The sequence below is a fragment of the Nostoc sp. PCC 9305 genome (assembly GCF_963920915.1).
In the GTDB taxonomy this organism is placed as follows: Bacteria; Cyanobacteriota; Cyanobacteriia; order Cyanobacteriales; family Nostocaceae; genus Nostoc.
Genome location: NZ_CAWUDN010000012.1, coordinates 16,824 through 29,640, shown reverse-complemented (window position 1 = coordinate 29,640; position 12,817 = coordinate 16,824). Strand labels below are relative to the sequence as shown.

The 12,817-nt window shown below is 45.6% G+C and carries 6 protein-coding genes; 1 reads left to right on the top strand and 5 read right to left on the bottom strand.

Annotation, left to right across the window (positions count from 1 at the left end; all coding sequences use genetic code 11):
- Positions 1–54: 54 nt before the first annotated feature.
- Positions 55–735: a uracil-DNA glycosylase gene (locus ACM0OX_RS06745; RefSeq protein ID WP_414514124.1), complete on the top strand. Its 681-nt coding sequence runs from the start codon at positions 55–57 to the stop codon at positions 733–735.
- Positions 736–1,084: 349 nt separating this feature from the next.
- Here the strand turns inward: ACM0OX_RS06745 and ACM0OX_RS06740 are convergent, their stop codons facing one another.
- The 5 genes from ACM0OX_RS06740 to rpsT all read right to left on the bottom strand — a co-directional run bounded on the left by ACM0OX_RS06740 (position 1,085) and on the right by rpsT (position 12,691).
- The gene (locus tag ACM0OX_RS06740; protein WP_414514122.1) at positions 1,085–5,131 is read right to left on the bottom strand and encodes a DNA-directed RNA polymerase subunit beta''; all 4,047 of its coding nucleotides are present in this window, start codon (positions 5,129–5,131) and stop codon (positions 1,085–1,087) included.
- A gap of 181 nt (positions 5,132–5,312) precedes the next feature.
- A complete protein-coding gene (locus ACM0OX_RS06735) occupies positions 5,313–7,190 on the bottom strand; it encodes a DNA-directed RNA polymerase subunit gamma (protein WP_334769386.1) in 1,878 nt (625 codons plus the stop codon).
- A 130-nt stretch (positions 7,191–7,320) separates the two neighbouring features.
- Entirely contained in the window at positions 7,321–10,620 is a 3,300-nt protein-coding gene (rpoB, locus tag ACM0OX_RS06730) for a DNA-directed RNA polymerase subunit beta (protein WP_414514120.1), read from the bottom strand.
- Between the two features lie 892 nt (positions 10,621–11,512).
- On the bottom strand, positions 11,513–12,310 hold the full coding sequence (locus ACM0OX_RS06725; RefSeq protein ID WP_414514118.1) for a TatD family hydrolase: 798 nt from the start codon (positions 12,308–12,310) through the stop codon (positions 11,513–11,515).
- 84 nt (positions 12,311–12,394) lie between these two features.
- Positions 12,395–12,691, bottom strand: coding sequence for a 30S ribosomal protein S20 (gene rpsT / locus ACM0OX_RS06720; protein WP_322666272.1), 297 nt, complete (start codon positions 12,689–12,691; stop codon positions 12,395–12,397).
- Between the last annotated feature and the right edge of the window lie 126 nt (positions 12,692–12,817).

Below are 12,817 nucleotides of genomic sequence, written 5' to 3'. Positions count from 1 at the left end.
CGGCTATTTAAATCAGATATAACAGCTGGCGCTGATGCCAAAATCCTGATTTTCATGAGCAGCGAAACCCAACTCAGCCTCTTCGGCGACTCAACTTTTAATCAACGAGAACTGATTCCTACAGACGCGAAAATTTCGATCGCTCCCGGAACTTATTCTGACATAACGGAGTTGACACAGCATTGCGATCGCTGCCACCGTTGTGCGTTGGGAGACACTCGCACTCATGCTGTTGTGGGACGTGGCAATCTCAAAGCACCAATTATGGTTGTGGGAGAAGCGCCAGGTCAAAATGAAGATGAAACGGGTTTACCATTTGTAGGCAGATCGGGACAATTGCTGGAGAAAATTTTGGCATCGGTGAATCTGACTACTGAGGATGATGTATATATCGCGAATATCAATAAATGTCGCCCACCAGATAATAGAGTTCCCACTCCTATAGAAGTGGCAGCTTGTCTGCCCTACCTACTAGAACAAATTCGCTTAGTTGACCCTAAAATAATTCTGTTAACCGGTGCAACTGCTGTCAAAGGGATCACTGGCGATAAACGGGGGATTACGAAAATCCGCGGGCAGTGGCTGGAGTGGGAAGGGCGTTTATGTATGCCAATTTTTCATCCTTCCTACTTGCTACGTAACCCTTCTAAGGAAAGAGGTGCACCGAAATGGTTGATGTGGCAGGATATCCAGGCAGTGCGTGCCAAGTTAGACGAAATTCAAAATAACAGCTAATGCTTAATCCCCTCTTTTTCTAGGGTTGTGATTACCAACATCTTTTCAATTAATCACTTCGTTGCTATCCCGGTTGTAAAGAAATTCTCAAGCTAATAGCTAAATTCTTCTCAAGAGTACTAAATACAAGATTTTAAGCGATGTAAATAACTAGACTCTGTGAAAAAGAAAATTTCAGTCTATTGATTGCGATCGCTTATTTTAATTGAATATAACGACTTGCTGTTTAGGGTTAAAACTGGAACTAGCGCGCCCCTTGGCAAGGGGTGCGCTAGAACAGGTGAGGTAGTTTGATTACTGGTAATTAGGCAGACTCGATATTATCTTTTAGACGCCAAATTTCAAGTCTCTATTCGTCGTCGAAATCATCTTCGTCGTCTTCCTCTTCTTCCTCGTAATCGTCGTCGTCTACTACTTCGTCAGCAATTAATTCATCTTCTTCATCTAGAATGGATCTTTCTGCACGTCTGCTACCAAAGCCAGATTCCCCAAGAGTAGGAGAATCTAAATTATAGGTGCGAGCTGTGCGATCGTCTAAGACCATATCTAGGGGATCATCAACTTCATCTAACACACTACTGGTAATTTCAGCAGCATAGTCATCGATCGCTCCTGGTTCTTCATAAGTATTGTATCCAGTACCAGCCGGAATCAATCGCCCGATAATCACGTTTTCCTTTAATCCGCGCAGCCAGTCAGATTTGCCTTCGATAGCTGCTTCGGTGAGTACCCGTGTTGTCTCTTGGAAGGACGCGGCGGAAATAAAGCTGTCGGTGTTCAACGATGCTTTAGTGATCCCCAATAATACTGGAGTGTACTGTGCCCTAGCACCGCCTGTAATTGCCATAGCTTCGTTCACCTGCTCGACTTGGCGCAGTTCCACCAATTCGCCAGGAAGCATTGTGGTGTCACCACCATCATCAATCCTGACTTTGTTGGTCATCTGGCGAACAATCACTTCAATGTGCTTATCGGAAATATCAATCCCTTGAGACTGATACACCATTTGCACTTCATTCACCAAGAAAGTCTGTACCTTTTGTAAAGCAAGGCTAGCACAAGCATAGATTCCATCTTCGGAACCCAGGCTAAAGAAGATTTCCAAAATTTCGTGGGGATTAGATGGGCCATCAGTTAACGGTTGTCCCGCTAATACTATTGAGCCATCTGGCACAATCAAGTTTTGTCCTGGCCCCAGAGGATAATCTGTCACCACGCCATTTGATTCTACGACCTTGATGGCGATCGCTTCATCACCATCACCGTAAACTACCTTAACTTCTCCGCCCCGCCGACATAAGATGCACGCTTCTTTCGGTTTACGAGCTTCAAGTAGTTCCTCAATCCGGGGCAAACCTTGAATGATATCTCCGGTTTTGGCGCGTTCAAACACCAGCAACACCAAGTTATCACCCCGTTGTACCAAATCGCCGTCTTCTATCTGCAACACAGCACCAGGGCTGACTCGATAAGGGCGACCGATACGGGTAGTAATAACGTAGTTTTTAGTACTTAAAGCTGATTCCCCACCAGATGCAGCAGCGACACTTTTAACATCCACTACTTGCCCTGATTCTGGGGCAAAAACTCCAGGAGCAACTTCTGTACCTTCTACTAACAAGTCACCCACTTTTACCTTGGGTTGGGTACTAGTATTAATGGTGAGCCTATCAACATCACGCAACACCAAACAGCGACGCACGTTTTCGGTTCCTTTTTGAACACCCCGTACTTCCCCGCCTTCTTTACACAAGATTTGGGTACGTGCGACTACAGACCCTGGGGCGATGGTTAGCCCATCGTGTACCTCAAGTGTCGTCTGGGTACTACCTTGGGTGGCATCGGCGGTAATGTCTCGACGAATTACCAAAGATTCCAAAATCACCAGTTGTAAACGTTGAACTTCTGGGTCTTCGGTATCCTCTACTAATTCAATATCTGCTGCAAGAGGTGAAGCATTATGGTCTTGTTCTCCTTCTTGCTCAATTTCCAGTACTAGCTGGGTTCGTAGCAGTTCCACACCTTCAACAGATTTGACGCGTTCTGAATCTTTATAAGGTAGTCGCTGCACCGCTCTTAATTGAATCGATCGCCCGGTTTGTTGACTTACCGATGTCGTTGATGGCACATCTGGATTATCAGGGACAGCAAACTCAACCACTGGACGACTCAACAGGGCTGGGCCTTCTGGTGTCTCCACATACTGGATATAACGTAATTCCGTGGCAACATTACCTTGGAATTCCTCACCTGGTTGGATGAAGGTGTTATCTCGCCCGATGACTGATTCGGGATCGTCCACCATCAGTAGTTCCCCTGGCTTCACTACAACTTCCCGCAGGATGTCGTTTTTCTGGGTCACTTCTACCACACCACTGTTTTGGCAGAAGATATCCTTCACCACTTCGGTGCCAGCTTCCACAAACTGACCGTCTTCCACCAACAGTAAGGAGATATCTTTATTAACTTCGTGGCTTTCTTCAGGAATCCACAACAGGGTACCGCCCTGCACGACTTCATAACCCAGCTTGGCTTTGCCTTTTTTCTGGACTTCTACACCAGCAAATTTCAGGAATCCACCAGTGGTTGTGCGATAGCGGTCATCAATTAACTCAGCTACTACTTGACCATTTTGCACTTTTGTGCCTGGTGTTGCTCGGAGGTTAAATACTTGGTTGTTGCCAGTAGAAACTAAGTAGTTATTACGTCCTTGAGAACTTTGAACTGTCACCGTTGCCTGGTCTAAGACCACAGAAGCGGTGATAATCTCAATTTCCCTGGTACTCTTACCTGGGGTAGCTTCTGGCAAACGCACCACACCGCCATGTAAACTGGCTAATTTGGTTTCTGCTAAAACTCCATTAGCAGCGATCGCATCACCATTTTTCACCACCAATTCGGCCCCTGGCGGCAAGTTGTAAACTTCCCCAGACAAAATCCAAATCAAGCCACCGCGTGCGGCTGTGGTTGTAGTGTTGCCTTGACGGTCAGTTTTTTGTTCTGGAACAACTTCGGCAAATTGCACTTCCCCTGCTAAGTCAGAAGCAACATCTTTAACTGCTTTTTCTGTATTAGTCCGAGTTGTGCGTCCACCAAGGGCAACCTCTGCTAACAACTGACCTTGTTTTACCTTATTTCCATCAAATACATATAGTGTTGAACCTTGGGTAAGATGAACCTCTTGGTTCTCTGGGGTAACATCACCTACTTTTGTTGGCTCCAAAAGCATGATGCCATTAGCCTCAACATAGAGGGCATCTTCCCCGTGGCGAGTACGATATGTTCTGGTCTTCAGTTTGCGAGGAAGCTTGACAGTACCATCGATTTTGGAACGCACTTGTTGCGCCACTTCTCCAGTAAACACCCCACCTGTGTGGAATGTCCGCATGGTTAGCTGGGTACCAGGTTCGCCGATACTTTGGGCGGCAATAATCCCCACAGCTTCACCCAAATCTACCATCTTGGCGTGTGCCAAACTCCAGCCGTAGCAGTGCTGACAGACAGAGCGTGCCGCTTCACAAGTTAGTGGCGATCGCACCACAACTTCTCCCACCCCAGATTTTTCAATTTTCTTCGCCAAATCCTCAGGAATTGGGGAATTGCGTGCTGCAATCACTTCTTTTGTTACCGGATGCAGCACATCTTCGCCAATCACCCGTCCCATCAAGCGAGTTGCTAGAGGAATCAAGGTTTTGGCCCCTTCTGTCATTGGTCGAATGCTAAGACCTCTAGTGGTGCCGCAGTCAAATTCCCGAATAATAACATCCTGGGATACATCCACCAATCGGCGGGTGAGATAACCAGAGTCAGCCGTCCGTAAGGCTGTATCCACCAATCCTTTTCTGGCACCGTAAGACGAAATAATGTATTCCGTTACAGTTAATCCCTCACGGAAATTGGTTTTGATGGGCAAATCGATAATTTCCCCTTGAGGATCTGCCATCAGTCCCCGCATCCCTACCAATTGCCGCACTTGAGAGATGTTACCCCGTGCACCGGAGAATGCCATCATATATACGGAGTTTAGGGGATTAGTCTTTTTGAAGTGAACGACTACTTCATCTTTCAAAGCTTCACTAGTACCGTTCCAGGTATCGATTACCTTTTGGAAGCGTTCTACTTCCGTGATTTCTCCTCGTTGGTAACGGGTTTCAGTAGCCCGAATTTCTTCTTCGGCTGCTTCTAAGAGCAATCGCTTAGTTGGTGGTACCATCAAGTCATCTACACTGATGGAAACCCCTGCTTTGGTAGCGTAGCGAAATCCCAAATCTTTCAGTTTGTCCGCCATTACTGCGGTTCGCGCCGTACCATAATAGGTAAAGGCCCAAGAAATTAAATTTCTCAGTTGACCTTTGTCAACTACCCGATTGCGAAAAATCATTTTTTCGTTAGTCATTAGTCATTAGTCCTGAGTCATCAATAATTAATAAGTCGTAATTCGTAGTTTGTAATTCGTAATTAATTATTCAATAATTACAAATTACGTTAGCGCAGCGTAAAGCCTTCTCTACGATAGGCTGCGCCAACGGCATGGCTTCGCTTAGAGCGAGTCCGCGAGCGTCATTAGAAATTACGAATTAACTTGCTAGTGCTTCCTGAATAGCATTGTTGTAAATAACGCGACCAGGAGTTGTGTATATATACTGGGAAAGTACATTGCCTTTAGCGTCTTGTCTGACTCGACGGAACTTATAGAGTAATGTGCGGGTACCATCCTCGTTTTCCGTCACTTTCACGGGTTCCGTATCCGGTTGGTCTGATTCTATTTCACCGTCAAATCGCACGTAAATATAGGCGTGCAAGTCAATTTGCTCTTGCTGGAAAGCCATAATTACATCCTCTAGCGAAGAAAAGTACTTTCCTGCGCCTTTTGTCGCACCGGGATTTTCTGCTGTTAAGTAATAGGCTCCCAAAACCATATCTTGGCTAGGTGTGATGATCGGTTTACCTGTGGCTGGTGACAAAATATTGTTAGAAGCCAACATCAACAACCGCGCTTCAGCCTGACTTTCTAACGACAGAGGGACGTGTACCGCCATTTGGTCGCCATCAAAGTCGGCGTTAAACGCTGGGCACACCAGAGGATGCAGTTGAATCGCTCTACCTTCTACTAAAATCGGTTCAAAAGACTGAATACCCAAGCGGTGCAACGTTGGTGCCCGATTTAGCATTACAGGGTGTCCTTCAATCACCTCTTCCAGCACATCCCAAACGCTGGGATCATTGCGGGATATCAGCTTTTTCGCAGCTTTGATGTTATTTACCATACCGCTACGAATCAGGCGGTTAATTACAAATGGTTGAAATAGCTCAATTGCCATTTCTCTAGGCAAACCACACTGGTGAATTTTCAGCTTTGGCCCCACCACAATAACCGAACGTCCAGAGTAATCAACCCGTTTACCTAACAAGTTTTGTCGGAAACGTCCTTGCTTACCTTCAATAATGTCGGACAAAGATTTTAGGGGTCGGTTATTTGCCCCTACCACAGTGCGTCCCCGACGACCATTGTCAATCAAAGCATCCACTGCTTCTTGCAGCATCCGCTTTTCGTTCCGCACAATAATCTCTGGTGCCAAAATTTCTTGCAAGCGTGCTAAACGATTGTTGCGGTTAATTACCCGCCGATACAAATCATTTAAATCGCTAGTGGCAAACCGTCCGCCATCTAGTTGCACCATTGGGCGCAAGTCGGGCGGAATCACGGGAATGACTGCCATTACCATCCACTCTGGTTTGGAACCAGTGGCGATGAAGTTGTCAATCACCCGTAGTCGCTTAATCAGCTTGGCTCTCTTTTGTCCCTTGGCGTTGCCAATTTCTTCGCGTAGGCTTTCGGCTTCTTGTTCCAAATTGATATCGGCAAGCAAACGCAACAGCGCTTCAGCCCCAATCCCTACCTCTACGCCTTGCAGCACAGAATCTTCGCTATAAATTTGGTCTTCTATTTCCAACCACTGGTCTTCACTCAGTAGCTGTTTATAAGTTAAAGTTTCAGCATTACCTGCACTCAGGACAACATAAGAGTTGAAATAGACAATCTGCTCGACATCCCGTAAGGGCATATCCAACAGGATGGAAATATAGCTAGGAATGCCTTTGAGATACCAGACGTGAGCTACTGGTGCGGCGAGTTTAATATAGCCCATACGGTGGCGACGCACCCGTGACTCGGTGACTTCTACACCACAGCGCTCACAGACAATACCTCTATGACGGACTCTTTTATACTTGCCACAATGGCATTCCCAATCTTTTGCGGGACCAAAGATCCGCTCACAAAATAAGCCATCCATCTCTGGCTTAAGAGTTCGGTAGTTAATCGTCTCTGGCTTGGTAACTTCACCGACTACTTGACCATTGGGCAATGTTCTCTCGCCCCACTGACGAATGCGTTCAGGAGAAGCCAAGCCGATTTTTACGTAGTCAAACTGATTAGTTTGGGCAGGTCTCATACTTAAGTGCTGAGTTCCGAGTTTTGAGTATATTTTAGTTTTAAGGTTTGAATAAAGAGATTTATAAGTGCTAAATGCCAATTACTGAGTTTTTAAGACTCAGTGTTTAGCATTTAGCACTCAGCACTCCTTATTCGTCATCATCCAGCGATTCGCGGGAGAGAGATTCGTATGTAGGTCGAGGAGGTGTGCGACGGGCTGATTGGTCAGCCATCAAATCGACTTCCACATCTAGGGAACTGCCGTCTGCTTGGGTTTCTACCTTGTGTACGGCAATATCTAATCCCAATGATTGCAACTCGCGCATTAGCACTTTAAAGGATTCTGGAGTTCCAGGTCTAGGAATTGCCTTACCTTTAACGATCGCATTTAACGCTTCATTCCGTCCTTGCATATCGTCAGATTTAACTGTGAGCAATTCCTGTAAAGTGTAAGCAGCACCAAAGGCTTCCAATGCCCACACTTCCATTTCTCCAAACCGCTGACCACCTTGTTGCGCTTTACCACCCAAGGGTTGCTGAGTCACCAGTGAGTATGGGCCTGTAGAACGGGCGTGAATCTTATCATCCACCAAATGCACCAGTTTCAGCATATAAGCTACACCGATGGTAATTGCTCGGTCAAAGGGTTCGCCTGTACGACCGTCATATACCATGATTTTGCCTGGATTATCGGGGTTATATACCCAATCTTTCCCTGTTTCGTCTCGTGCTTCTTGCAATTTGCCATGCACGATTCGGCGAGATGACTCTTCACCGTACATTTCATCAAAGGGAGTAATCTTAAATCGTACTCCCAAGGTCTGACCAGCCCAACCCAAGAGGCATTCAAATACTTGTCCGACGTTCATCCGACTAGGTACACCCAAGGGGTTAAGCACAATGTCCACTGGTGAACCATCGGGCAAATAAGGCATATCTTCCGCCGGTAATATCCGAGAAATAATCCCTTTATTACCGTGGCGTCCTGCCATTTTGTCCCCAACTTGGATTTTGCGTTTTTGCGCAACATACACCCGAACTACCATATTGGCTCCTGGTGGCAGTTCATCGCCTTGTTCGCGAGTAAACAAGCGTACATCAACTACGCGACCTTTTTCACCATTTGGCACTCGCAGGGAATTGTCCCGCACATCGCGCGCTTTTTCACCGAATATAGCTCGCAACAGTTTTTCTTCTGGCGGTTGGTCAGATTCACCTTTGGGTGTGACTTTTCCTACCAAGATGTCACCAGCTTCTACCCACGCCCCAATGCGAATGATTCCCTGTTCATCCAACTGACGCAAGGCATCTTCCCCGACGTTGGGAATTTCTCTGGTAATTTCTTCTGGCCCCAGTTTTGTTTGTCTAGCTTCAATTTCATATTTTTCGATGTGAATTGAGGTGTAGACATCATCCTGTACTAATCTTTCAGAGATTAAAATCGCATCTTCGTAGTTGTAGCCTTCCCAAGGCATGTAGGCAACAACGATATTTTGTCCTAGCGCCAATTCACCGCCTTCGGTGGAGGAGCCATCAGCCAGCACCTGACCAGCAACAACTCGTTCACCAATACGGACGAGAGGTTTCTGATTTAAACAAGTGTCTTGGTTTGAGCGTTGGTACTTGGAAAGGGTGTACTTAATTTCTGGGGTATTAGGTTTAGGACGAACGCGAATTTCTGTAGCGTCCACATAAGTGACATCACCATCGGTACGCGATACAATCACCATCCCGGAGTCTCTTGCTCCTTGCGCTTCCAAACCAGTACCCACTAAAGGACGCTCTGGTTTGAGCAGGGGGACTGCTTGCCGTTGCATGTTCGATCCCATCAATGCTCGGTTAGCGTCATCATGCTCCAAGAATGGAATCATGCTAGTAGCTACCGATACAATCTGTACAGGAGATACTGCTACGTAATCCACCTGTTCTGGTGTTGTGGTGGAAAATTCTTGGCGATACCGGACTGGCACTTGCGGTCCAATAATGTGCCCAGTTTCATCTACAGGAATATCTCCAGGAGCAACCCGTAGGTCGTCTTCTTCATCAGCTGTCATGTAGGCTGGAGGTAGATCAAATCTAACTCGCCCATTTTCTACAGGTCTAAATGGTGTTTCGAGGAAGCCGTACAGGTTAACCCGCGCATGGGTTGCTAAAGAGCCAATCAATCCAGCGTTGGGGCCTTCTGGTGTCTCAATGGGGCAAATGCGTCCATAGTGACTAGGATGAATATCTCGCACAGCAAACCCAGCGCGTTCGCGGGTTAAACCACCAGGACCAAGGGCGCTCAGACGGCGTTTGTGGGTCAGTTCTGCGAGAGGATTGGTTTGATCCATGAACTGACTTAATTGGCTAGAACCAAAGAATTCTTTAATTGCTGCTACCAGTGGTTTGGGGTTCACTAAGGAAGCGGGGGTTAGCACTTCAGCATCGGATACGGTCATCCGTTCCCGAATGATTCTCTCTAGGCGGTTTAAGCCTACTCTTACTTGGTTTTGCAGCAATTCACCAACGCTTCTCACTCGGCGGTTGCCTAAGTGGTCAATGTCATCGATGTTACCGATGTCATATTCTAGATTAATTAGGTAATCTACGGCTGCCAAAATATCGCCAGCCGTCAACACCCGCATGGTGTCTGGGACTGAAAGGCGCAATTTCTTGTTGAGTTTGTACCGTCCAACGCGACCAAGGTCATAACGTTTCGGGTCAAAGAAACGAGAGTCTAGCAGTTGTTGCCCACCTAAGACCGTGGGTGGTTCACCAGGACGCAGTTTCCGATATAACTCCATCAGGGCTTCTTCTTCAGAGAATTGCCCTTCTTTTTCGATGGTTTTTTGGAAATATTCGGGGTGGCGTAAAGCGTCAAAGATTTCGTTGTCTGATAACCCTAAAGCTTTTAGAAGTACCTGCGCTGAAAGTTTGCGGGTTTTGTCGATGCGTACCCACACCAAATCGTTACGGTCTGTTTCAAATTTCAGCCATGCTCCCCGGTTGGGAATTAAGCTAGCTGAATAAGTACGTCGCCCGTTTTTGTCGATTTCTGATTTGTAATAAACCCCTGGCGATCGCACTATTTGGTTGACAATTACCCGCTCGGCTCCGTTAATAATAAACGTGCCGCGATCGGTCATCAAAGGCAAATCCCCAATGAATACCTCTTGCTCTTTGATTTCCCCGGTTTCTTTATTAATTAGACGTGTAGGAACATACATTTGGACAGCATAAGTACTATCCCGCCGCTTCGCTTCTTCGACGCTGTACTTTGGCTCCTTGAGTTTGTAATTATGACCCAAAAAGTGCAGTTCTAATTTACCCGTATAATCTGTAATAGGACTAAAGGAGTTAAGTTCTTCTATCAGCCCTTCTTCTAAAAACCAGCGAAAGCTCGATCGCTGGATTTCAATCAAGTCGGGTAACAGAAAGGCGGGTTCCATATATGTTTCTTTAGTCATGCCTCTACCTTTGTCAACCTGGTTAAATTTTCCCTTGGACACTGCTGTTTGACGCTTCCCACTGCTAGCCAGTGCCCTTGGCTGTTTGGGAACTGTTTTTTACACACTTGTGATTTACATCTGTGGGCAAAAGCAGCCATTAAGTTTGGCTGGAACGAGCAATTTTCACAAGGAAGAAGTTGCCCTTAATAAGGGACTAAGTAATGGGTAATGGGTACTATGAAAGTATGGGAAAAGTTACTGAAAGTCCTTTCCCTTTGCATCTCATGCCCAATGGAGCCATTAACTTCTCCGACAGCAGATGCTGTGCGTACCTTGCTTAAGAGCAGTAAGAAAAGTCGGCAGAGTCGCCCAAAGCCTTGGCTCCCCAATGCCCATTTCAAATAGAATATCCAGTTAAAATATTCCTGAATTTGATTTACTTTCTTCACTTCCCCTCCAAAAAGCGCGTTAATTTGCTGACGCAGCTCCACACAGTGTGTTTTAAATCCACCCCGCTGTTTATACTCTCAGTGATATTTTAGATATCCTAAGACTGAGGGAATGATCCGCACCTTGTCGGTTTTGAATCAGAATCACTTCATTTTGCTGGATTGTACTCACAAGGCAATTTTTGTTTAACAATTTTGAATAGGTTCAATACAAAGTAAACCGACGTTGTGCAAAAGTCTAGCTCAATTCAGGTTGGCACAGTTAGTCATGTGTGAAGAGCATCCGCTTGTAGAGATTTTGAGGATGGACAAGCCATAACAGCATGGAAGATTTAAGATCAGAAGTTTTATGCTCCTTCTTTTATCATTATGGCGCAAGCAAAATGTTTTTGAGGGAATAATATTAGCATATTTTTGTCCCCCTATAGATTTATTTTTTTTACACAACTTAACAAAAGATACTAGAACGCATCTGATATTGACAACCCGAATAATTCACAGGCATTTTGGGTGGTTTGATGGGCGATCGCCTCTACCGTTTCTTGACGCAGTTTAGCTACTTGCTCGGCTACATAAAGTACGTAGGCAGGCTCATTGCGCCTCTCGCCCCGTTTCGGAACTGGAGCGAGAAATGGGCAATCTGTTTCAATCAGGAGGCGATCGCCACTTACCATAGCAGCGGAGGATTGGATTGCTTTAGCATTTTTAAACGTTACCGTACCGCTAAAGCTGATATAAAAGCCTAAATCGAGAAACCATTGAGTTTCTTCAGGTGTTCCTCCCCAGCAATGCATCACACCCCGCACTCTTTCTCCTTTGAGTTGCCGCCACTTTTCCAACACTTCTTTGGTTGCCACCGCAGCATCACGGCAGTGGATAATCACTGGTAAGTTTAGTTCAGATGCGATCTCCAACTGGGACTCGAACACCATATACTGTTGCTCGTAGTTATCAGCTTTGTAAAAATCCAGCCCCATTTCCCCAATTGCTACCACATTCGAGTCAGAACTCGCTAAAGTTTTGATTTTCTCGGCTGTTTCGCTATTCCATTTATCAGCATCTAAAGGATGTAATCCTACAGCAAAACTAATTTCAGGAAAATCTTGGGCTATGGATTGAATACTGGAAAACTCCTCCGGGTGAACACAGGAATGCACTAAATGCACTACACCTGCTTCTTGCCACCGCGATCGCACTATTGCTAAATCCGGCTGAAAACTATCAAAGTTGAGATGTACGTGCGTGTCTATCAGTTGCATCTTTTGTCCTTTGTTGTTTGTCCTTCGTCATTTGTCGTTTGTTTTGTTACCAATGACTAATGACTAAGGACAAATTAGCAATGACTACTCAGCTGTTTGTGTGAGGGGTTTTAGTCTGTGAGCCAATCTTGATTTTTTCCTTGCCCCATTGTTTGGGTGAAGAACACCTCGTTTGATCGCCTTATCAATTTTGCCGTAAGCTTCGGATAACCGAGCTTGTGCTTCTTGTTTTAATTCTGGGGTAGGATTAGCTGTATAAGCAGCTACAGCATTGAGGTATTTCTTCATCAGCGTCTTGACTGCTGATTTGTAAGATTTATTACGCAGTCGGTTACGTTCTGCGATTTGGGCACGCTTAAGAGCAGACTTTGTATTCGCCACAGTCAATTCCAAAAATACGATTATTAATTATGTACACACACTACTAGACTTACTAATATAGCATCCAAATTGCCAATGTTAGAATTTCCTAAAAAAATTATGGGATTAGGTATTGGGCATGAATGA

Bases quoted from the DNA above. Each gene is read 5' to 3' on its own strand.
- ACM0OX_RS06745 (WP_414514124.1), top strand. From the start codon at position 55: ATGAGCAGCGAAACCCAACTCAGCCTCTTCGGCGACTCAACTTTTAAT.
- ACM0OX_RS06740 (WP_414514122.1), bottom strand. From the start codon at position 5,131: ATGACTAACGAAAAAATGATTTTTCGCAATCGGGTAGTTGACAAAGGT.
- rpoB (WP_414514120.1), bottom strand. From the start codon at position 10,620: ATGACTAAAGAAACATATATGGAACCCGCCTTTCTGTTACCCGACTTG.
- ACM0OX_RS06725 (WP_414514118.1), bottom strand. From the start codon at position 12,310: ATGCAACTGATAGACACGCACGTACATCTCAACTTTGATAGTTTTCAG.
- ACM0OX_RS06735 (WP_334769386.1), bottom strand. From the start codon at position 7,190: ATGAGACCTGCCCAAACTAATCAGTTTGACTACGTAAAAATCGGCTTG.